Below are 21,143 nucleotides of genomic sequence, written 5' to 3'. Positions count from 1 at the left end.
GCAACAGGCATTGTCTGTTGCGGTTTTTTTATTGTTTGGATATCAGGTTTTTAAAAAATAATTTATAAATGTTGAAAGTAATCCATTCATATACAGAAGGATAATTTAAGGTGACTAAATAATATTCATGATAATTTATAAATAAAATGAATTGTTATTTACTTTTAACTTGTATATTTGTTTTTATTTAGAATAAATAAAATTTTAAGAAAAAAAATAACTTTACTCCTTGTAAAACGGTTACCGGATAATCTCAATCAATTATTTCATGGTACGGTTTGCAGTATTTTTAAAAACTAAAAAAACTATGAAACAGCCAATCACAAGAATTGCGGCGCTGGATTTAATAAAAGGGATGAGTGTAATCGGGATGATCATTATCCATACCTTACTCATCTACGCCAATGTAAAATCACAATCAGAATCGGTTATCGGAAGCTTTATTGTCTTTTTGGGCAGAGGAACTTCCATTTTTATGATCTGCATGGGACTTACTTTTATGACCTCCAGTCATCAAAGCCTTAAAAGTTCAATAAAGCGTGGCGGACTGCTTTTACTAGCCGCTTTCTTCATGAATTTTATGAAATTTATTGTTCCTGCAGTTCTCGGATTTGCCCCGGATAATTTTATTCAGAAATATGGATGGCACGGCCCGATAGAGCAGCAGTATATGTATTTAGTGATGTTGGGAGATATTTTACAGCTAGCGGGGATCTCTTTATTATTTGTTGGCTTTATCAGAAAATATGTGAAGAACAAGTATGGTATTTTAGCGATAGGACTATTGATTGCAGCTGTATCCAGAGAAGTAAGCGGAATTCATATTGATTATCCTGTTCTGAATTATATCTCCGATCTTTTTTTCAGCAACGATTATCCTGCTTATATTTATTTTCCTGTGTTTCCCTGGATATCATTTATCATCATCGGGATGTTTTTTGGTAAATGGTATCAGGAGCTGAACTATGACAGTAGAAAATTATTCAGAAACATGCTGTATATCGGGCTTTTGTTTATAGCACTTGGCGCTCCTTTGGTCTTTCTATACGGCGATTATAACTACAATGGTTTTTATCATATGGGACCGGGTGGCGTTATTTATTTTGCCGGATGGACATTGATTTTCCTTTGGGCCATTTTCCGGATCACTTCAAAAATTAAAGAAAATAAATTCACCGAAACGTTAAAATACTGCAGCAGAAATCTAACCTCAATGTACATGATCCAATGGATTTTAATCTCCTGGGGTAAAGGTATTTTCGGATACAGACAACATGGAATAGGCTTTGTCCTGATGCTTATCCTGCTTTATATAGTTCTGACATTCTCAGTTCAGAAATTGCTGGATCTTATTCTGAAGAAAAAGAAAAAACCGGTGATTGTTCTTGAACAGCCTATTTCAGTGGACGAAGCCGTCATGAAATAATCATTTTGAACCTATTGAAGGGGATCATAAAGAAGCAGGAACGAAAAATGATAGTTATTAATTTTTCCCAATTTGATTAAATTATTTATTAATCTTTTTTTGTCATATAGGTTTGGCTTGTTTTATGTTATATCTATCATACTAACTTAAAAAAAAGACAATGAAAAAGAATGTATTAGCCATATTAGCTTTCGGTTTATTTGCAACAGCCGTGCATGCTCAGGAAACAGTAAAACAAGAAGCAAAAAATGTAGGCACTGCTATTGATAAAGGTGCAAAAGCAACAGAAAAAGGAGTTAAAGATGGGGCAAATTGGGTTGGTAAAACAGCAACCAAAGGAGCAAAAGCAACGAAAAAAGGAGTTAAAAGTGGCACAAAATGGGTAGGTAAAACAGCAACCAAAGGTGCGAAAAGCGTTGAAAAGACTGCTGTAAAAGGAGCAGATGCAGTGGCAGACGGCTATAAAGATGTAAAAGCTGATTTAAAAAAATAATTTTTCAGTGACAATATAAAAAGACGACTTCTATTATTGAAGTCGTCTTTTTTTTATTTATATAATCTTGTAAAAAAACAGCAGTTAACAAATTTTTCTATTTTTGCGAAAAATAAATAACATTACATGAATCATATTTACTCAAAAAAGCAATCCTACATTATAGGTTTTTCTTCTTTTTTTCTTTCATTATTGGGCATGATTGCCATAGGAAAGACCTATTATGTGATCAAAAATGCTACTGTTTATGGTGCGGAAACACAGGAATCAGAAAGTATATTCTGGCTTTTCAAACCATTGTATCTTCTATTGGGGACTACAAAAACAGCTTTTGATGTATGGGAGTTTTTTATTCTCGGTATGTTGTTTTTAGGCAGCATTATTTTCTTTATCAAAAAAGGGAAAGATACAAGACTCATTGCATTTGCTTTTTCTGTCATCTTAATTTCAAATCTTGTAAGTGTTCCCAGTTATATCATTTATATCATAAGAAGTATTTTAAAAATTGGAGACGGGGTAAAACTGCATTATTTTGTTTTTATCAATGCAGTACTTTCATTGGCTTATGTGGTTCTTAGTTTTTATATACTGAAAACCATAAAAAAAGCGAAAACGCTGGAGGCCGTTACTACAGAAACCGGAACGACAATAAAAGACACTCCGAAAGTCCAGCGGTTTTTCCATTTCATCATTGATACCCTGATTATGCTTTTGGTGTTTTTTCCTTTATTGATGGTTATTTTGGATGCTTCCTCGAAAAGTCATTTTTTAAAAATTTTTCTTAAAAATGAATTCGCTTTACTGGTATTTATTTTTATTCTGAGAATGATCTATTATCCTTTCTTTGAAATTGTTTTCGGATCTACGCCGGCAAAATTCCTTACAGAATCCAGAGTCGTTAACTATCTGGCCAAGCATCCGTCCGGTTCAAATATTTTTCAGAGAACATTATGCAGAAGTATTCCTTTTAATCCGGTATCATTTTTCTGGAAAACAGGATGGCATGATTCCTTATCCAATACCCATGTGGTAAAAGAAAAGAGAACGGGATTCAAAACCTCTTATCTTCTGCTTATATTACTGGTTTTTATTCCTTATATCGCGTTTTATTACTTCGGAGATAAGTTGATTGAAAATTATGAAGCCAAGAAAGAAAATCAACTGACCCAGGATTTTATTTACAGCTTTAATGCAAACAGTATTCAGAATATCAATTCAGATCAGGCTTATGTTTTGAGAGATTTGGGATATCATGAGTACGAAGTGGTTATTTTAAAAGTGGAAAAGGTAAATGGCAACGAAGTGATCTGTAAAAAGATTATTCAGCCTAAAACATATACCGCAAGTTTTCTGAGTGTCAGAGAAGCATATCAACAGCAAAAAGATACTGCACAGACTTACATTCTGGATAAAAAGGACTTTCTGAACGCTGCCCCAAAAAATCTTAATGAGATGGATGATCACCTCAGAAATGCGGTAGATTTCTTTAAAAACGGCAAAAGATATGAAATCAGTAATATCTACACTCTAAGTTCTCCCGTTCTGGAAGAACCTAATTTCTGGTCAGAAGATGAGTTCCGCAGAACCTCCATCGGAATTATTTTCCGGAATTATGGCAAAAGCGGGAAAATACTTTCTGTAAAAAATCTTGAAGGGGAAGTAAAATGGACCGATCATTTTCCGGTTGAAATCAAAAATCCGCAGACCGATGGGAATATTTATCTGAAAGCAGAAAACCTAAAACCCAATGAAGGTTTTTCCGTTGAAATTCTGGTGGAAGATTCATTGAAACACCGTCAGTTATACAGAGTCGACAGAAAAGATAATCCTTACATGCGTTTTAATATTAATCAGCTTAAATAACCTGAATTAGGGATAGAGTAATTACCAGACAGAAAAGATTGACATCTTTTAAGTTTGTATTACGTTCCTAAACGAAGTGGCTTTGTTTATCTTTAAAAATATTCAAGGAAGAAAGAAACTTTGTTTAGCCTTGCGATAAATGAAGCATTTAAAAGAAAATCTCCCCCGGCAATTCGCCAGAGGAGATTTTTTTAGACCAGAGAAACCAATAAGGTAACCAGATCATACATCTGTAAAGTATATTTTTAATCTATAACAAGATAGTTGTACTTGTCACTTGGGGCAATACTGTATTCCACTTCTTCCGTGTAAATAGGTACTACTTCACACCCGAATCTTCCCCGTGGCACACAAGGCCCGTTCTCACGGGAAAGTACCTGATTGGGAATACTCATATTAATATTCATTCCGGCATTTTGAAGAATAATAGGTTCATTTGTGGTGGTGTAGGTCCATGGTCCGTTCATGCCGCCATTTTTTCTACCTACTTTTGATATTTTATTGATCACAAAGCGAATGCTTGGATGAGCAATTGTGTTGGTCTGGCTCTTGCTCGAATAGAAATAAAGCTTTAAGTCTACATTTCTGTTACGGCCGCTCGTCACATTCTCTTTCACAAGCTTTACATAGACCGGTGGATTTTTAATATCAAACTTGAACGTTGTTTTCACAGGAGAATTATCCTTCAGGTAAGAATAAGAGCAGAAAATTGGAACTCCAGGCTGACTTTTTGAGAACGTCCCTTTTGAAATATGATTCACAAAAGCTTCATATCCTTTGAAAGACTGGGCTGCAGTTACTCCGCTTCCGCCGATTAAATACAGATTGAAATCTGCTCCGTTCAGGAAGTTCTTTTCATCCTGTGTCAGATAGCTTTCCCCTTTTACAAATAATTTACTGAAAGATTCATTAATGGTCGTTCTTGCCGTTTCTGCCAATTCATTGGTTTCAATCGTTAAAACACCCATTCTTCCGTAAGAAATAGAATTCACATAAACAGGTTCTATACCGCCTGTGTCAAGGTTCGTATCATTCACCAGTGATCCCGCAGGAATATCCATATCCAGCGTGAAAGAGGTCTGGTAAAATTTCACATAGAATCCTGTTCTTTTAGCGATCATTCCTTCTTCAATATTCGTAGTGGAAGAACTTTTTCCGAACAGTGATCTTGTATTCACATTAGATCCGAAGGCCACTTTAAGTTCGTCATAAGAAGTGAATTGCTCAACACTGTAGCTTAATGTTCCGTTTTGCGTGAAATCCGCAGACTGAATATAATCCTGTACAAGCTGTCTTGTTTTGGATAAAGAAGGTTGGTCAATCGTAAATGCTGTTTTTTTATTCAGTGCAGGAATCGACATGGAAACAGTAACAGGTTTTACCGAAGCCGTAATCGGTTTAAAATTCATATCCTGTATAGAATTGCCTTTCAGCAGAGATCCCGGGAAAATATACATCTGAAGGTGAGGAAGCACGATAGATTCAGAAGATTCGAACTCTTTTGTTTCCGTAAATTCTTCTGCATTGCCGCCTTTAGCCAGCATGCTTCTGCTTTTTCCCGATAATGCAGACGGATAAGTTCCGAATGATGTAATGTTTACCACCTGTTGAGGAGTACGGACCATTTCCTGATTCTCAGCTTTGTCCAGCTCATTCGTACAACTTGATAAAGCAGCCATAGAGATGGCTGCCATTATATAAATCAGTTTTTTCATGATTATTTTTCTACAGTAAACGTTGTATAGTATACAGAATTGTCTCCTGCATGAGCTGCTGTAAAGTTAATAGGAACTCCCGGTGCGCTGGCTGTAAACTGGCCTCCGTTCACCACAAAGTTGATGAATCCCTGGTAACCCTGTACTACCTGTACCGCATCAGAACCTATACCTCCAAGAATGTAAACCTTCAGGTCAGATTCTTCAAGAATTTTTTTACTCTGCACATCAATACTGATAGATCCATTGACCATTTTAGCATTTAAAGCTGCCTTTAAAGCAAAAGCAGTTTCGTTGTAAGAATAATCAGATTCCAGAGAGATAATTCCCAGTCTTCCGTAAGTGATAGAGTTGATGTAAACCGGATTTTTAGAAGCTGCCAGATTCAGATCAGATTCGTTTTTGAAAATGTTTCCGTTATCCGGAAGATCCATATCAATTGTGAAGTTTTTCTGAGTAAACTTGGCAAAAATCCCTGTGTTCTTCTTCACTTTATTGTTGCTTCCGCTGATATCAATACTGAAAATACTTCCGATATTGACATTAGCACCGAATGCAATTTTAAGTTCACTGTAGTAAGAGAACTGCTTAATGTTATAGTCAAAAGCCAAAGACTGCTGACCGCTGAAATTAGCACTCTGCATCGCTTTGAATATAGAAGATCTCATGCTTGAAAGCGTTGGCTTTTCAATAGTGTCCACGATAAAATCAGAAGGAAATGAGTAAGAAACCGTAATGGGCTTCACCGGATAACTGATTGGCGTGTAAGAAAGGTTATCCAAAGTAGTAGAATTGTAAACCCCTCCAATGAATGTCTTGTTAGGCGACGTTACTACCATCTGGTCACTGTTAAGAGTAACTGTGGTGGTTTTTGATGCTACTTCTTTTCCTCCAACGGAAACTTCATCATAATTTAAATATTTTGAAGGCAGTGTTACCACAGGATTGATTCCTTTTGAAGCTTTTCCTGCTTCTGCAACAGTCTGTGCATCTTCGTTGATATCCTGACGACAGGAGATGGTTGAAATACTGGCTGCAACCAGCAATACAATGGGTAAAATGATTCTTTTCATAAATTTAATTTGAGATCCCAAATGTATTATTTTTACACATACTGGTGAAATATCTTTTGATTAAATCTTTGTTAAGCATTATTAACAGATGGTTAATAAAATGTAAGTAATTGATATGATTGTTTGTAATTCTCTTAATAGTGATAAAAATCATATAAATTGGAAATAAAAAATAATAAGAAACTCCCCCGGTAATGAATCGGGGGAGGCTGTTTTCAGATCAAATAAATGTATGAAAGGATATTTCTAAGATCTGATTACACATCGTCAAAATTTGTTATAAGTTTTTATAGTGATAATCGATATTGGTCCAGAGAACATCATCTCCGGTAGTCGTCATTTCTGAAGGAGTATTGAAAATGTTTTTTCCAAAAATATCCTCATAAAGCGTAGTTCCAAAAACAGCTTTCTGAGAAATGACTAAGGCATCAGTATTTGCCCTGGGCATCTTTTTAATGTAGCGGAATGATCTTTTAAGCATAAATTGAGAGTAATTTTTGCTGAAAATCCCAATAAAACTCTGGCTGTTATTTTCGTTTATAAATACAGAGTCCTTTTCCACTTTTATGCTGTACGAAATATCGGCAGATGTTCCCGAAATCAGTTGTATGGTACTGTTTTTAAGATCCAGTGTTATTTTTTTCCATGCAGGCTCCTGATAAGTGCTCCAGTAACTGTTCAGATAAGATTCTGAAGGAGCTGTTTTCTGGCCTGCAGGACCTTTGTAAGCAGAAATACTCTGAACACTGTAATTTTGGTATACTAAACTGTAAACTTCTTTCTCAACAGGCTTAATATTCTCAACCGCCGGATCATCATTTCCACTGCACGACATCATGGGCAAAACGGCCAGAACAAGTAAGAAAGAGCATTTCATTTAATTAATTTTTGCAAAAATATATATTTTACACCATGTGGTGAAATATTATTTCAAAAAATATCTGCTAAGCATAATTAAAGTACCCAAATAACTGAAACCACCCTTTATTTTTAATTAATTCGCCCAACTAAACACATCCCATTCTCCACGCACTTCATCAGTGACGCAGTCACCTTCTTAGCTCCCTAAAATCAAGCATGCACCTTTCAACTTTGCGTCAAAAAAATCATCAATTGCTTAAAAAATATCTCCTTCAATTCCAAAAAAAGCTCCTCCAACAAAAATGCCGGAGGAGCCTATTTACAAATTAAATTATTTCTTACTTACCGAAAAAAATCTGATCCTGTTTCTGTTGCTCATTATAAATCACCTGAAAATTTTCAGGCATATAATGATAAAGAAGATTCCAGTGCTGAATCTTGGTGTGTTTCTTAAAACTTTCCAAAGATCTTACAAACAGGTTTTCAATCATGGTTCTCACATAAGAATCCCCTTTTCTGTAAATCAGGTCCATAAGCTTCATGTGATGGGCTATGATATAAATCTTGGATTCCTGAAGCATATTCTTTAAATAGTTAATCGTAGCCTGAATAACACCGGCAAAGTTTTCCTGCACAGATAATTGTGTGATTTCCTTTCGAAGTGGCGGATAGAAAAATTTTAAGTATTCAACAGCTATCTTTTTATTAATAGTTTGCATTTGTACTTTCATCATAATTAATATTTTTCAGTATTTATCTTGCAGCGAAATGTGTACCAAAATTTACAGCAAGGCAGCAAAAATAAAAACACCTATAATCACGGCAATGTGAGTAACCAATACCTCTGTATTGTGCCTGTTAGTCGTGGTTTTCCATGTTTTCCAGTCGGAAATTCTTCTGATCTTTGTTTTCATAATATATTGAATTTGAGTGATTTCTGTTTTTAAGTAAAACTTGATTTTGTAACGAAACAGACGAGAAATGTAATAAAACTTTAAATGCCATGGCTGTAAATCTGTCTCGAATAGGTGAGTTGCAGCTCTTTTGATATGTGACTAAAGATCACTTTTCTGTATTCTCCACTGCAAAATGTTGTAAAATTGTCCAGAGAATAAATAAAAACACCTTCTACTGCATTTTTTAAAGCAGCATCTCCGTCTGTGTAAATTTTGTCCATCTTTTGGAGGCTTTTGAACAAAATATTTCTGTCATTCTGTCGGATCATATTTTTGATACGCTCTGTGAAGGTTCGGATTACGCTGTAAGAATTCTGAGGCGTGGTTTTCGTTAATTCATTTTCAAAGTCAGGAATAATTTCTGTGATTTCCTGCACGGCTTCTGAATAGTTCATATGATTAAGGTTTTTGTTCTAAAAGTTTAATGATGGCTCCAAAGATGAAAACGGTCAGAAAAGCCATGAAAAGCAGGTGATAAGGTTTCAGCCACTTTGGAGTTCTGGGTCCTCTGCTTTTTAATCTTCTTAACTTGTCAATGCGGTTTAAGGTCTTTAAGTCCATATGATTTGTTTTGAAGATCATGATGCCAACCGTATTCCTTTGATGAATAGTTTTGTTTAATTAGTTGATAATCATGGTTTTGTTTGAATATTGAAAGCTGCCCAAGCCGGAAAAAGCCTGTCAAAATGATAAGGTTTTTATCAAAACGAAATGAAGAGAACCTGTTTCTTTAATTTTAAACCATTAAGAATGAGTAAGGTTTTAAGAGTATGAAGAAAATCCTGCTTTACAATCTATCCTCTGAAAAAAAATCATATGATTTTCCCTTAACTTTCCTTTCCTCCTTCATCAATCTTAATGGTTTAAATATACATTTGAAAGGCAATCTGCGCCATTTTCTTAGTCTGCAGGAATTCCTCACAAACTTCAGACGGCTTATTTATTTGTATGATGGAAAGAATAGAATGAATATCTTTGCACTCCAAATTATTCAGGACATGTTTTCAAAAATTATAGTACATAGAGTAGGAAATAAAATCAACGGAGAATCTTTAACGCTGTCCCAGGAAGAGCTGAAGCTGGAAGAAGGAATGGCAGAGCTGCTTGAAGATTACTTTTTAGGTTCTTTTAAATCAGAAGAGACCTTTCATTTTTACAGTGACACGTATTTGGTCAATAATCCGGTATACAGTTCAGTATCTGAGATTTTTGAAGACAAAGCAAAATTCCTTTGGGAGTCTGAGAATATCGCCAAGCATCTTTTCGAAGCTGCCGAAAACCCAAGAGTTCAGGGAGGAGAACTGTTTATTGTATTTTTTGAAGAGGAAAGCGACCGTCCGGATAAAGTAGATAAAATCGGAATTTTTAAAACAGAAAAAAGAGAATCCTTCCTTAAAATTTCTCCTCAGGAAGAAACTTTCGATATTGAAAAAGACCAGGGAATCGGTTTGTCTAAAATTGACAAAGCTGCTCTGATTTACAACAATAACAAAGAAACCGGATACGTACTTTCTGTAGTTGATAACAACAAAAACGGAGATATGTATTACTGGTTTGAAGACTTCCTGAAAGTAAAACAACGTGACGACGAATATTTCCATACACAGGAAGCCTTAATGGTTTACAAAGATTATATCACCAAGCAGCTTCCACAGGAATTTGAAGTTTCAAAAGCAGATCAGGCAGATTTCTTAAATAAATCCATTAATTTTTTCAAAGAAAAAGAAGAATTTAAACTGGATGAGTTTGCTACAGAAGTTTTAGGAGACGAGCATGTTATCGAAAGTTTTGTGAATTTCAAGACCGATTATGAGCAGGATATGCAGGTAAATATTGCAGAAGAATTCCCGATCAGTGAAGCGGCTGTAAAGAAAACCCAGCGTCATTTTAAAAGTATCATCAAACTGGACAAAAACTTCCACATCTATATCCACGGCGACAGACAGAAGCTGGAAATGGGCGAGGATGATAAAGGAAAATATTACAGACTTTATTTCGAAAAAGAAGTGTAATCAAACGAGAGTGAGAGAGTCGGAGAGAGATAGAGTGAGAGGGTTTTAGAGATTCGAGTTTCGGGGGACGAGTTTGAGAGTTTTAGCGTTATAAATTATGAGTTTTGCTATGCGGGATTCGAGGTTAGAAAGTTGATGTCAAAAAATCCAGAAATATTGAATAGACCGACCCATATCTGGTGGCTGAGGCTCCCGAAGTCACCAGCAGCAATTTCCTCTGTATAAAATCTGATATCTGAAATCTTGATTCTAGCATTAACCATTCACTTGCAAAGCAAAATCCATCACTGACATTCTAAATATAAAGAATCAAAGAGGGCTAATTTTTAAATTGGTCCTCTTTTCATATTGGCTATTTCGCCCCTTTTTTCTTACTTTGTCGTATGCAAACAACTATTATAGATTTATCCAAACCGATTCAGTATAATGCCGGAGATCCCTGGTTTATGAGGGTAAAGATTAAGCACAAGTCACACAAAAAATCACATTGGCTTATTCGACTGGCATTAAACCTTCCATTCAGACTTTTTCCTAAAAACTGGACAGGCTGGGCAGATGATTCCATTAAAAATATGGGACTTCACGCCACGACCCATATTGATGCGCCATGGCATTATGGCCCTGTGGTTGAAGGAAAACCTGCGAAGACCATTGATCAGATTCCTCTTGATTGGTGCTATGGTGACGGCATTGTAATCGACTGTACCCACAAAGAAGACTTTGTAGCCATTACCGTTGATGATCTCAAAAAAGATCTGGATAAAAACGGAATCACCATTCAGAAAGGAAATATTGTCCTGATCAGAACGGACCGCGACAAAATGATGGGAACCGCAGACTTTGTAGAAAAAGGAACCGGAATGAGCAAAGAAGCCACCGAATGGCTGATTGACCAGGGCGTGAAAGTAATGGGAATTGATCAGTGGGGATGGGATCTTCCACTAAAATATATGGCCAAAAAAGCAAGAGAACTCAACGACCCGGAATATTTCTGGGAAGGGCATCGCGTTGGTCTTGAAAAAGAATATTTACATATCGAACAGCTGACTAATCTCAGCTCACTTCCACCTTCAGGATTTAAAGTAAGTGTATTTCCATTGAAGATTGTTGGGGGCTCAGCAGCACCGGCCAGAGTAGTGGCCATTATCAATCCTTAGGCTGAAAGTTACCCTTGTCAAGGTTCTGAACCTTGACAAGGGTATTCTTCAAAACTACTTTTTCCTGAAGAACAACGCCCTTCCATACTCATAATTCATTCTGGCAATATTCAGCACAGAAATTCCCTGAGGACATTCCACTTCACAGGCCTCCGTATTGGAACAATGCCCGAATAATTCGGTGTCCATTTGGGCAACCATATTCAGGACCCGTGCGCTTCTTTCTTCCTTACCTTGAGGGAGAAGGACCATATGAGTGATTTTCGCAGAAGTAAATAACGCAGCACTGCCATTTTTACAGGTGGCCACACAGGCTCCGCAACCTATACATGCAGCGGAATCAAAGGCTTCTTCAGCAGTCTGATGGGTAACTGCAATAGCCGTTGCATCAGGCGCCTGTCCTGTATTAACGGATACAAATCCTCCGGATGAAATAATCCTGTCAAAAGCAGAACGGTCTATTTTAAGGTCTTTCTTTACCGGAAAAGCTTCTGCCCGGAAAGGTTCTATCAGTACTGTTTCGCCATCTTTAAAAGAACGTAGGTGGAGCTGGCAGGTAGTTGTATTTTTTAAAGGACCGTGAGCGATTCCGTTGATCATCATGCCGCATTGGCCACAAATTCCTTCCCGGCAGTCGTGATCGAATTCTACAGGCTCATCGCCTTCGGTAATCAGTTTTTCGTTTAACGTATCCAGCATTTCCAGAAAAGACATGTGAGGATTCAATTCTTTCAAATCATAACTGACTAATTTTCCTTCACTTTGTCTGTCCTTCTGTCTCCATATTTTAAGATGTAAATCCATAATTTTTGTTTTTTAGTTGAGGCAAATAGGGCAAAGAAGGCTTATCATGTGAGACTATTTGCATAAAACCTCTTTATTTTCAATACTTTCTTCGCCTTCTTCGCTTTATCAGCTTTCTTCACTTTTTACATTATTTATAACTCCTTACCGTCGGCTGTATCTCTTCAAAAACCAAAGGCTCCCGGATCAGTTCCGGTTCATTATTTTCACCAGTCCATGCCCATGCCGAAATAAATTGATATTCCTTATCATTTCTCAGCGCTTCTCCGTCCGGAGTCTGAAATTCTTCCCGAAAATGAGCGCCGCAGGATTCATTTCGGGTTAAAGCATCATAGCACATCAGTTCTCCGATTTCAAAATAGTCGGCTACGCGGCCTGCTTTTTCAAGTTCCGTATTCATTTTGTCTCCCAGTCCGGAAACCCTCACGTCTTTATAAAATTCCTGTTTTAGTTTTCTTATTTCTTCGATGGCGAATTTCAGGCCTTTTTCATTTCTCGCAAGTCCGCAGTAATCATATAAAAGTTTTCCCAATGTTTTATGAAAATAGTCAACCGTTTTCGTCCCCCGGATACTGATAAAATCCTGAATCTGTTGTTTAACAGCTTGTTCAGCCTTTTCAAATTCAGGCATGTCCGGCGAAATTTTTCCGGTATGAATTTCATCAGCCAAATAATTGGCAATTGTGTAAGGAGCAATAAAATACCCGTCTACAGAAGCCTGTAAAAGAGAATTGGCCCCTAATCTGTTAGCTCCATGATCAGCAAAATTAGCTTCTCCTAAAGCAAAAAGCCCCGGAATGGTAGTCATCAGTTCATAATCTACCCATAAACCACCCATTGAGAAGTGCGCGGAAGGAGAGATCATCATGGGCTCATTATAGGCATCATATCCGGTGATTTTAAGGTACATATCAAATAAATTCCCGTATTTCTCCTGTATTTTTTCTTTTCCCTGTTCCCGTATGGCTTTGGAAAAATCGAGATAAACAGCATTCTTCAGCGGGCCGATTCCATAGCCGGCATCAATTCTTTCTTTGGCGGCACGGGAAGAAATATCTCTGGGCGCAAGATTTCCGAAAGCAGGATATCTTCGTTCCAGATAATAGTCTCTTTCATTTTCAGGAATATCATTGGCTGCTCTGGTTTCATCCGCTTTTAAAGGAACCCATATTCTTCCGTCATTTCGTAATGATTCTGACATCAATGTAAGTTTAGACTGATAATCTCCGGATTGGGGCAAGGAAGTAGGATGAACCTGAATCCAGCTCGGAGAGGCCATTAAAGCCCCTTTTTTGTGAGCCCTCCAGATCGCGGAACCGTTGCAACCCATCGCTAAGGTAGACAGATAATAGATTTTTCCGTAACCTCCGGTTGCGAGCACAACAGCATGTGCTGCATGTCTTTCAATTTCTCCGGTATCTAAATTTCTGACGATAATTCCTCTTGCTTTACCGTCGATCATCACAAGATCAAGCATTTCATGTCTTGAATATAGCTGTACCGTTCCTTTTCCGACCTGTCTCATCAGCGCCTGATAAGCTCCTAAAAGCAGCTGCTGGCCAGTCTGTCCTCTTGCATAAAACGTCCGGCTCACCTGAACCCCACCGAATGAACGGTTGTTGAGGTAACCGCCATATTCACGACCAAACGGAACACCTTGCGCAACAGCCTGATCAATAAGATGTAAAGAACATTCTGCCATACGGTAAACATTGGCCTCCCGGGCTCTGAAATCTCCACCCTTCAGCGTATCTACAAACATTCTGTAAACACTGTCTCCATCATTTTTATATTTTTTTGCAGCATTCACTCCTCCCTGTGCCGCTACGGAATGGGCTCTTCTCGGGCTGTCCTGAAAACAGAATGATTTTACATTATAACCCATTTCCCCCAGTGAAGCCGCAATTGAGCTTCCTGCAAGTCCTGTTCCTACGACAATCACATCCAGTTTTTTACGGTTGGCGGGGTTCACGAGTTTTGCTTTCTTTTTATAATAATCCCATTTATGTTCTAATGGGCCTTGTGGTATTTTTGAATCTAAAATCATGACTTTTGTGTTTAATTGGCTGTGAAAAATACATACACCGGCATAAGCGCAAAACCTACACTGATAATGACTGAATAAACAATTCCGGCAGTTTTAAACCATCTGACAAATTTGGGATGATAAAGCCCCAGCGTTCTGGCCGCACTGTGAATCCCATGAATCAAATGATAGCATAAAGCAGCCATGGAAATAACATAGATGATGACATACCACCATTCTTTAAAAACAGTCACAACCAAGATATACAGGTCTTTATTTCCGTTTTCGTCCAGCGGCGTAGTTCCGAATTTGTAGACATACCAGAAATTCTGAAAATGGATCACCAGAAAGATCAGAATCAGGGTTCCTAGAATTCCCATATTTCGGGAATACCATTTACTGGCTCTTCCCCGTCCTTCAGACTGATATCCGCCTCCTGATTTATTATTTTTTAACGTAATAACCAATCCATCCAGAGCATGGAGGATAATACTTGCGTACAGAACATATGAGACCATTTTGATCAGAATATTTCCGGACAGAAAGTGCGAATAGGCATTAAACTGAAGATGGGCCTGCTCCTGCGGAAGAAACAGCTGGAGGTTTCCCAAGAAATGGATCAGCAGAAAGAAGCTCAGGAAAAGTCCTGTAAGACACATCAGCATTTTTCTTGACAAGGTTGACAGCATAGTTTTGATTTAATCATTAATAATATCCTAAAATTTTCATCCACAGTCCTCCGACTACCATATAGATAATCAGCAGTACAATACCGATTTCAAGGCCTCTCAGCCACCAGGCTTTCAGTTCTACATAGCCGCTTCCGTAAAATACCGGAGCCGGACCGTGTCCGTAATGGGTAAGTACTCCGTAAATAGACCCTAAGAACCCAAGCATCATCGCCAATAACATAGGCGGGATTCCCAAAGAAACACCAACACCCAGTAAAGCGGCATACATAGCAGCAACATGGGCCGTAGCACTGGCGAAAATATAATGACTGAAGAAGTAAACGACAATAATGACCGGAAAGGCTACCTGCCAGCTTAATCCTCCTATTTTTACTTTAATAAGATCACTGAACCAACCAATGAATCCCAATTCGTTCAAAGAACTGGCCATCATAACGAGAACCGCAAACCATACGATGGTGTCCCAGGCTCCTTTTTCACCTTTTACATCCTCCCAGGTTAATACAGAGGTGAGGAGAAGAAGGGTAAGACCTATGAAAGCCGTGGTAGTAGCGTCAATAGAAAGTGCACCTCCAAAGATCCAAAGCGCCAGAAGAATGAAGAAGGCGAGTAGCATAAGCCATTCATTTCTTGAAATAGGTCCCATTTCTTTTAATTTCTGGGCTGCCATTTTAGGGGCATCTCCTGTTTTTTTCAATTCCGGCGGATATAATTTGTATAAAACCAGCGGTACAACGAAGAACGCTACCAATCCCGGAACGAAACCTGCCGCAGCCCACGACATCCATGTGATATTGATGCCTAAGTTAGCTGCGAATTTCTGACACATCGGGTTACTTGCAGTTCCGGTAAGGAACATAGACGAAGCGATGAGGTTCATATAATAACTGTTCAGCGTGAGGAAAGATCCCAGTTTTCTGTGGGTTTCCGGTTTTTCAGGAACAGAATCGAAGCTGATGGCCATGGATTTCATGATCGGGTAGATGATTCCGCCACCACGGGCCGTATTACTGGGAATAGCAGGGGCAAGGCATACATCAGCCAGCCCAAGTCCATAAGCCAAGCCTAATGAGCTTTTCCCAAAAATTCTGATGAATATAAAAGCAATTCTGTTTCCTAATCCTGTTTTGATAAATCCTCTGGCGATAAAAAAGGAAATCCCGATCAGCCAGATCACTTTATCCCCGAATCCGGAAAGTGCTTTGGTGATGGATTTCCCGGCATCTCCGGGAGCTACTACCTGCGTAAGAGCGGTAAATCCAATGGCCATCATACACATGGTACCCATTGGGGCGGCTTTAAGAATAATTCCTAAAATGGTGGCCGCGAAAATGGCAAACAGATGCCAGGCATTCTCAGCAACACCTTCCGGAGCCGGAATAAACCATATAATCAGCGCAACGGCAAACGTTATCGCGATATTTTTGATGTTAATTTCTTTCATGATCTCTACTATTTAAGCGGTTAAAATCTGCTTTGTACCTGAACAATGAACAGGTTGTTGTTGTATTGGGTAGTATTTTCTATCTGATGTTTGTATCGGTCAAACTGTACACCCAGCTGAATCCGGGCTCCGTAGTTTTTCAGGAATTCCAGCCCGAACATCGGGGTGATGGTCTGCCGGGGATTTGAATTCAGTCTGAAATTGGTGTCCAGATATTCATACCGGCAGGAAAGTTCAAAAGCACTTAGGTTTTTATGGTTGATCTCATACCTTACGTTCGGGAGAAAATAGGCTCCCCGGATCAGGTACTCGTCCGGATTGAAGGGTCTGAGTTCCGGATCAACGGAATTGTACAGAACGTGGTTAGTTGCCTGTTTGGCTTCCAGCTGCATATCAAGACTCCATTTGGAATCAAACTGGATGAGTGAACTCAGATCGATTCCTACAGCGTAGACTTTTTTGCTGAAAACTTCACCGATCCCTCCATTAAGACCCACATTGAAATTGTATTTTTTTGACAGTCCGAAAACCAGTCTTGTGGAATATTGTTTTCCGTTGTCATTATCATTGATCTGATTTTTTCCATTCCCATTCACAACTGAAACTGCGTATTGAAAAGGTATTTCGCCCAACTGAAGCTGTCCTGTTGCAGAAAGCCCGATCTGGAAGCTTGTCCAGCCCAGTTTTCCAAATTCTGTATACTGATTGGACCAGTCCAGAGATTTAATAATGTCAATTGGATAGGTTTCTTCAATTCCGAACCATGGTCTGAACTGTCCTACAGTAAAGGCTAATTTGGGATTAAAGGTGTATTTCAGATAAGCATTTTCAAGAACCCTGCTTTTAGGATCATTTTTGAAATCTGCCAGATTGGCGAGTGCCACAACTTCTGTTCTTTTACTGATCTGCGCACGTACCTGAACCCTCATGTATTTAAGCATGAAATTATTGCTGGTTCCCGATCCGTCTGCGTGATGCAGGCCGTTCACATCTACATCTTTGGCCATACCAACAAGGTAACGGGCCTGAAAAAGACCTTTGATCTGGAGTACGGGATATTTCACGGGGTCTTCCTCCGGTTTATTGGGGCGGAGTGAGTCCTGGATCTGTGCGGTAGCAGAAAAACCTGCCAATAGAGCACAAAGGATCAGACTTCTCTTTTTTGGTGAAAAAAGGGTCATAGTATTTGTGTTTAATGAATTATTATTGAATTGCCGGGAAGTTTGAAAGAGACTTGCTCCAATTCATGGAACTTATCGTATTCATCGTTTTTTCCAGGGATTTACAGGTCTTTCCTGTACAGACTTCGCAATGGATTCTTTTTTCTGATGTGGGAATAATTAAAGGGAACTTTTTCATAGTTGTATTATTTGAATTTAAATAAAGACCTTATTGGAAATAATGCAATAAAAATCAATAATATTTAAACGTATTCATTATTTGGTGATATAAATTTAATGAATTTTGTTTACTTAACATAATAATTCTAAGAGTTAATGTAAAATTCATGTGATGAATCATAATCAGAAGATTAGACTTGATCTGTTCCGAAATTTTTAGTATATTATAAATGATAAGCTTATATCCGTATTGAAAAAGTAAGCCTTTCTGTCATGGAATTCAGGGAGTTTAAACTCACAGATTATCGGGATAATGGTATTTTAAGGACTTCCGTGATTTGATACCACAAAGTAATATCTCGTTAAAAAAATCGTTATATTTGATTGATCAAAGAAATATATGAATTTTGTAGAGTGTCATGAGGAGCCCATCCATATTCCTGGGTATATACAAAGTTTTGGATACCTGATTGGCCTTGATGCAGAATCCCTTTCCATTACTTTTTTCAGCGGGAATATTGCGGATATATTCAGAATCGAAAATGCTGAGCAGCTTTTTGACAGAAAACTTATAGATTTTCCGGAAATTTTCCGGTCTGTTCTGGATTCCGATCTGTATGCTTCTCTACAGGATTTTACAAAAAGAGAAAACGAAACTCATTTTGATAAGGTATTCATTGGTGACAAAGAATATCATTTTTCTGTTTTCAGAAGCGGAAAGAATATTTTCCTTGAATTTGAAGCCGTATTGGAAAACCGTTATAAAAGGATTTCCAATAAATATGATAATTTTTATGTGATTGACAGTGAGAAGGAGATCTGGGAACAATTGCTGAACACGCTTTCCAAAATTGTCAATTATGACCGGATGATGGTGTATAAATTTATGATGGACGGTTCGGGAAAAGTTATTGCGGAACGAAGAGATGAGGCAATGGAGAGCTACCTCGGTCTACATTATCCGGAATCTGATATCCCAAGACAGGCAAGGGAACTCTACTTAAAGAAAAGAAAAAGAATTTTCAGTAATGTATATGCAGAAACGGTTCCGCTTTTGAGCAGAACGGAAGGTCATATTGATCTTAGTTTTTCTGCTGCGAGAGGCATGTCACCAATTCATGGAAAATATATCAAAAACTCGGGGGCTTCTTCCAGCTTCAGTGTTTCGATTATTATTGATGATCATTTGTGGGGGCTGGTTACCTGCCAGAATTCGGAACCTAAGCATATTGACCTTGAAGACAGGGTGCAGGCCGGAATTTTTACGGCTTTGGCTTCGAATGCCTACTCTTCATTCAAATCCAAAAATGAATTGAAATACCGTTTGGAACTGAATGAAAAATCGTCACAGTTAAAGGCTGAGTTTTTAAAGCATAATCATCTTTTTGATTCTCTGGCAGACAACAAAGGAAAGATCAGAAAACTGCCTGATGCCGACGGTCTTGTCATTATTTCAGAAGGTGATACGATAACAACAGGAGTGGTTCCGGAGCGGGAAACGATTGATGCTATTGCCCATTGGGCGCTTGAAAATACCACAGAAAGTATTTTTGTGAGCAGAAGCTTTCTTAAAGATTACGGACAGGAATTGGGGCTGGATGAAAAGGCAGCCGGAATCATCATTTATTTTATTGAGAGAAACAAAAAAGAAATGTTGATCTGGTTCCGTAAAGAATTTGATGAGCATATCAGCTGGGCAGGAAATCCTGAGAAAAAAGTTGAAGTATTTCTTCAGAACGGTGAAGAAAAGCAGATGGTTTCCCCAAGAACATCTTTTCATATTTTCACGGAAAACATTAAAGGGAATTCAAAAAGATGGGATTCCAAAAATATCAGTGCCGTACAGGCCGTTCGGGATGTAATCCTGGAAACTTCACATAAACAATACAACGCAATCAAAGCACTGAATAACGAGCTGAGAAAAGTAAATGAGGAGCTGGACAGTTTTTCCTACACGATCTCGCATGACCTGGGAACGCCTCTCACAGTAATGAAGCTGAATGCACAGATGCTTCTTTCTAATTTTGAAGAAACAGAAAGGAATAAAAATAAACTGACCTCCATTATCGAAGAAATTGATAATATGGCGGAAATGATGCATGATGTTTTACAGCTGAGCCGCGCCAAACACAGTGAAATAGAATTGGAACGTCTACGGCCCTTTCATACCATTACAAAGATTTCTGAAAATGCAAAGATCACTTTTGAAAGTCCGAAAAGTGAGATTACTATTGAGGAATGTCCGGATGTTCTTGCTGATAAGACATTGCTTCATCAGGTATTTTTAAATATCATCAACAATGCTGTAAAATATTCTTCTCATCAGGAAGAACCTAAGGTGAAAATCCGGGGTACGGAAGAAGAAGGAGCCATTGTATACAGAATCTCAGACAACGGAATCGGAATTCCGGAGGAAGAGAAGCACAAAATGTTCAAGATTTTCAACCGGATGGACAATGCTAAAAAGTTTAAAGGAAATGGGGTAGGGCTGTCTATTGTATACAGAATTATGATGCGGATAGGAGGAAATGTGGATTATGAGAGTAATAAAGAAGGGACTTGTTTCATTTTAACGTTCAAAAAACCGTAAATTTGGGAAACTTTAAAAACCTTATTTATGGTATCAGAGTATCTTAAACAAAACACGGCAGAATATCACGATGCTGCGGAGAAACTTTTCAATTCTGAAAAAATTTTTAATAAAACTTTCACGTTAGAAGATTACAAAAAGATCATCAATACCAACTATCTGATGCTTCTTCACAGTGAAGATAAAATATTCGGAAGCCTTTCCGATAAATATTCTGAAAAACTTCAGCTGAAGGACAGAAAGAAACTTTCTCTTATTGAAAAGGATCTTGAAAGTCTTTCTCTGGAAAATCAAACCGTTTCCCACGGTCTTCATTTTGAGAACGAGCATGAAGCTTTGGGTGCTATGTACGTGATTGAAGGTTCTACTTTGGGTGGAAATGTGATTGCAAAACAGCTTTCCAAAACAGAAGGTTTTGATCAGGTAACCTTTAATTTCTTCGGATGCTATCAGGAAAATACAGGACCGATGTGGAAAAATTTCAAAGAGGTTCTGGATACTGAAGTGACTGAAGATAACTATAATGAAGTCCTTTCCGGGGCCAAAAAACTATATACGTTTTTACTGAACGTGAATTAATTTCTTTGAAGCCTAATTAAATTTCTGAAAAATTGCTCACTTTTTCAGGAATTGTTAAATTTGGGAGTTTCAATTTTTAGACTCAACTTAAAAAATAATTTTAAAAAAAGTA

At 37.9% G+C, this 21,143-nt stretch carries 20 protein-coding genes; 7 read left to right on the top strand and 13 right to left on the bottom strand.

The genetic code is table 11. The features are described 5' to 3' along the window. The first annotated feature begins 307 nt into the window (after positions 1-307). The 3 genes from ACM46_RS06280 (at position 308) to ACM46_RS06270 (ending at position 3,782) form a co-directional block, all read left to right on the top strand. The gene (locus ACM46_RS06280; RefSeq protein WP_048505788.1) at positions 308-1,426 is read left to right on the top strand and encodes a heparan-alpha-glucosaminide N-acetyltransferase domain-containing protein; all 1,119 of its coding nucleotides are present in this window, start codon (positions 308-310) and stop codon (positions 1,424-1,426) included. Between the two features lie 160 nt (positions 1,427-1,586). After that, positions 1,587-1,919 (top strand): hypothetical protein, encoded by a 333-nt coding sequence (locus ACM46_RS06275; protein WP_048505787.1) that lies wholly within the window; start codon positions 1,587-1,589, stop codon positions 1,917-1,919. 126 nt (positions 1,920-2,045) lie between these two features. After that, positions 2,046-3,782: an RDD family protein gene (locus ACM46_RS06270; RefSeq protein ID WP_048505786.1), complete on the top strand. Its 1,737-nt coding sequence runs from the start codon at positions 2,046-2,048 to the stop codon at positions 3,780-3,782. 245 nt (positions 3,783-4,027) lie between these two features. Here the strand turns inward: ACM46_RS06270 and ACM46_RS06265 are convergent, their stop codons facing one another. The 7 genes from ACM46_RS06265 to ACM46_RS06240 form a co-directional block, all read right to left on the bottom strand. Then, entirely contained in the window at positions 4,028-5,497 is a 1,470-nt protein-coding gene (locus ACM46_RS06265; RefSeq protein WP_053082681.1) for a thiol-activated cytolysin family protein, read from the bottom strand. Positions 5,498-5,499: 2 nt separating this feature from the next. After that, positions 5,500-6,570: a thiol-activated cytolysin family protein gene (locus ACM46_RS06260; protein WP_048505785.1), complete on the bottom strand. Its 1,071-nt coding sequence runs from the start codon at positions 6,568-6,570 to the stop codon at positions 5,500-5,502. A gap of 277 nt (positions 6,571-6,847) precedes the next feature. Beyond that, positions 6,848-7,447, bottom strand: a complete 600-nt coding sequence (locus tag ACM46_RS06255; RefSeq protein WP_048505784.1) for a hypothetical protein — start codon at positions 7,445-7,447, stop codon at positions 6,848-6,850. Between the two features lie 322 nt (positions 7,448-7,769). Continuing rightward, the gene (locus ACM46_RS06250; RefSeq protein WP_048505783.1) at positions 7,770-8,165 is read right to left on the bottom strand and encodes a DUF7674 family protein; all 396 of its coding nucleotides are present in this window, start codon (positions 8,163-8,165) and stop codon (positions 7,770-7,772) included. 48 nt (positions 8,166-8,213) lie between these two features. Continuing rightward, the gene (locus ACM46_RS23785) at positions 8,214-8,345 is read right to left on the bottom strand and encodes a hypothetical protein (protein ID WP_277619844.1); all 132 of its coding nucleotides are present in this window, start codon (positions 8,343-8,345) and stop codon (positions 8,214-8,216) included. Positions 8,346-8,425: 80 nt separating this feature from the next. After that, positions 8,426-8,782 (bottom strand): DUF7674 family protein, encoded by a 357-nt coding sequence (locus ACM46_RS06245; RefSeq protein WP_048505782.1) that lies wholly within the window; start codon positions 8,780-8,782, stop codon positions 8,426-8,428. A gap of 4 nt (positions 8,783-8,786) precedes the next feature. Beyond that, positions 8,787-8,948, bottom strand: a complete 162-nt coding sequence (locus ACM46_RS06240) for a hypothetical protein (RefSeq protein ID WP_241485972.1) — start codon at positions 8,946-8,948, stop codon at positions 8,787-8,789. Between the two features lie 437 nt (positions 8,949-9,385). On the opposite strand from ACM46_RS06240, the gene ACM46_RS06235 reads away from it, so the two are divergent. Both ACM46_RS06235 and ACM46_RS06230 read left to right on the top strand, forming a co-directional pair. After that, positions 9,386-10,399 (top strand): nucleoid-associated protein, encoded by a 1,014-nt coding sequence (locus tag ACM46_RS06235; RefSeq protein WP_048506143.1) that lies wholly within the window; start codon positions 9,386-9,388, stop codon positions 10,397-10,399. A 383-nt stretch (positions 10,400-10,782) separates the two neighbouring features. Beyond that, on the top strand, positions 10,783-11,556 hold the full coding sequence (locus ACM46_RS06230; protein ID WP_048505780.1) for a cyclase family protein: 774 nt from the start codon (positions 10,783-10,785) through the stop codon (positions 11,554-11,556). Between the two features lie 54 nt (positions 11,557-11,610). Here the strand turns inward: ACM46_RS06230 and ACM46_RS06225 are convergent, their stop codons facing one another. The 6 genes from ACM46_RS06225 to ACM46_RS23310 form a co-directional block, all read right to left on the bottom strand. Next, positions 11,611-12,360, bottom strand: a complete 750-nt coding sequence (locus ACM46_RS06225; RefSeq protein WP_048505779.1) for a succinate dehydrogenase/fumarate reductase iron-sulfur subunit — start codon at positions 12,358-12,360, stop codon at positions 11,611-11,613. A 130-nt stretch (positions 12,361-12,490) separates the two neighbouring features. Further along, the gene (locus tag ACM46_RS06220; protein ID WP_048505778.1) at positions 12,491-14,407 is read right to left on the bottom strand and encodes a fumarate reductase/succinate dehydrogenase flavoprotein subunit; all 1,917 of its coding nucleotides are present in this window, start codon (positions 14,405-14,407) and stop codon (positions 12,491-12,493) included. An 11-nt stretch (positions 14,408-14,418) separates the two neighbouring features. Beyond that, positions 14,419-15,075 carry a succinate dehydrogenase cytochrome b subunit gene (locus ACM46_RS06215; protein ID WP_048505777.1) on the bottom strand — a complete coding sequence of 219 codons (657 nt, stop codon included), beginning with the start codon at positions 15,073-15,075 and terminating at the stop codon, positions 14,419-14,421. Between the two features lie 16 nt (positions 15,076-15,091). After that, on the bottom strand, positions 15,092-16,522 hold the full coding sequence (locus ACM46_RS06210) for an anion permease (protein WP_048505776.1): 1,431 nt from the start codon (positions 16,520-16,522) through the stop codon (positions 15,092-15,094). A gap of 20 nt (positions 16,523-16,542) precedes the next feature. Then, the gene (locus ACM46_RS06205; RefSeq protein ID WP_117614423.1) at positions 16,543-17,703 is read right to left on the bottom strand and encodes a porin; all 1,161 of its coding nucleotides are present in this window, start codon (positions 17,701-17,703) and stop codon (positions 16,543-16,545) included. A 22-nt stretch (positions 17,704-17,725) separates the two neighbouring features. Next, a complete protein-coding gene (locus ACM46_RS23310; protein ID WP_157859429.1) occupies positions 17,726-17,881 on the bottom strand; it encodes a hypothetical protein in 156 nt (51 codons plus the stop codon). Between the two features lie 381 nt (positions 17,882-18,262). On the opposite strand from ACM46_RS23310, the gene ACM46_RS06200 reads away from it, so the two are divergent. Beyond that, positions 18,263-20,452: an ATP-binding protein gene (locus ACM46_RS06200; protein WP_048505775.1), complete on the top strand. Its 2,190-nt coding sequence runs from the start codon at positions 18,263-18,265 to the stop codon at positions 20,450-20,452. A gap of 27 nt (positions 20,453-20,479) precedes the next feature. Further along, complete coding sequence (locus ACM46_RS06195) at positions 20,480-21,031, top strand: biliverdin-producing heme oxygenase (RefSeq protein ID WP_048505774.1); 552 nt, start codon at positions 20,480-20,482, stop codon at positions 21,029-21,031. The last annotated feature ends 112 nt before the right edge of the window (positions 21,032-21,143 follow it).

Origin of the sequence: Chryseobacterium angstadtii (genome assembly GCF_001045465.1) — a bacterium.
GTDB lineage: Bacteria > Bacteroidota > Bacteroidia > Flavobacteriales > Weeksellaceae > Chryseobacterium > Chryseobacterium angstadtii.
Note: the sequence above shows the minus strand (reverse complement) of the source record. Positions and strands in the feature narration are given on the sequence as shown.

What these genes read in the sequence shown, in the direction of transcription:
- ACM46_RS06280 (WP_048505788.1), top strand. Translation starts at nt 308, where the DNA reads ATGAAACAGCCAATCACAAGAATTGCGGCGCTGGATTTAATAAAAGGG.
- ACM46_RS06275 (WP_048505787.1), top strand. Translation starts at nt 1,587, where the DNA reads ATGAAAAAGAATGTATTAGCCATATTAGCTTTCGGTTTATTTGCAACA.
- ACM46_RS06270 (WP_048505786.1), top strand. Translation starts at nt 2,046, where the DNA reads ATGAATCATATTTACTCAAAAAAGCAATCCTACATTATAGGTTTTTCT.
- ACM46_RS06265 (WP_053082681.1), bottom strand. Translation starts at nt 5,497, where the DNA reads ATGAAAAAACTGATTTATATAATGGCAGCCATCTCTATGGCTGCTTTA.
- ACM46_RS06260 (WP_048505785.1), bottom strand. Translation starts at nt 6,570, where the DNA reads ATGAAAAGAATCATTTTACCCATTGTATTGCTGGTTGCAGCCAGTATT.
- ACM46_RS06255 (WP_048505784.1), bottom strand. Translation starts at nt 7,447, where the DNA reads ATGAAATGCTCTTTCTTACTTGTTCTGGCCGTTTTGCCCATGATGTCG.
- ACM46_RS06250 (WP_048505783.1), bottom strand. Translation starts at nt 8,165, where the DNA reads ATGATGAAAGTACAAATGCAAACTATTAATAAAAAGATAGCTGTTGAA.
- ACM46_RS23785 (WP_277619844.1), bottom strand. Translation starts at nt 8,345, where the DNA reads ATGAAAACAAAGATCAGAAGAATTTCCGACTGGAAAACATGGAAAACC.
- ACM46_RS06245 (WP_048505782.1), bottom strand. Translation starts at nt 8,782, where the DNA reads ATGAACTATTCAGAAGCCGTGCAGGAAATCACAGAAATTATTCCTGAC.
- ACM46_RS06240 (WP_241485972.1), bottom strand. Translation starts at nt 8,948, where the DNA reads ATGGACTTAAAGACCTTAAACCGCATTGACAAGTTAAGAAGATTAAAA.
- ACM46_RS06235 (WP_048506143.1), top strand. Translation starts at nt 9,386, where the DNA reads ATGTTTTCAAAAATTATAGTACATAGAGTAGGAAATAAAATCAACGGA.
- ACM46_RS06230 (WP_048505780.1), top strand. Translation starts at nt 10,783, where the DNA reads ATGCAAACAACTATTATAGATTTATCCAAACCGATTCAGTATAATGCC.
- ACM46_RS06225 (WP_048505779.1), bottom strand. Translation starts at nt 12,360, where the DNA reads ATGGATTTACATCTTAAAATATGGAGACAGAAGGACAGACAAAGTGAA.
- ACM46_RS06220 (WP_048505778.1), bottom strand. Translation starts at nt 14,407, where the DNA reads ATGATTTTAGATTCAAAAATACCACAAGGCCCATTAGAACATAAATGG.
- ACM46_RS06215 (WP_048505777.1), bottom strand. Translation starts at nt 15,075, where the DNA reads ATGCTGTCAACCTTGTCAAGAAAAATGCTGATGTGTCTTACAGGACTT.
- ACM46_RS06210 (WP_048505776.1), bottom strand. Translation starts at nt 16,522, where the DNA reads ATGAAAGAAATTAACATCAAAAATATCGCGATAACGTTTGCCGTTGCG.
- ACM46_RS06205 (WP_117614423.1), bottom strand. Translation starts at nt 17,703, where the DNA reads ATGACCCTTTTTTCACCAAAAAAGAGAAGTCTGATCCTTTGTGCTCTA.
- ACM46_RS23310 (WP_157859429.1), bottom strand. Translation starts at nt 17,881, where the DNA reads ATGAAAAAGTTCCCTTTAATTATTCCCACATCAGAAAAAAGAATCCAT.
- ACM46_RS06200 (WP_048505775.1), top strand. Translation starts at nt 18,263, where the DNA reads ATGAATTTTGTAGAGTGTCATGAGGAGCCCATCCATATTCCTGGGTAT.
- ACM46_RS06195 (WP_048505774.1), top strand. Translation starts at nt 20,480, where the DNA reads ATGGTATCAGAGTATCTTAAACAAAACACGGCAGAATATCACGATGCT.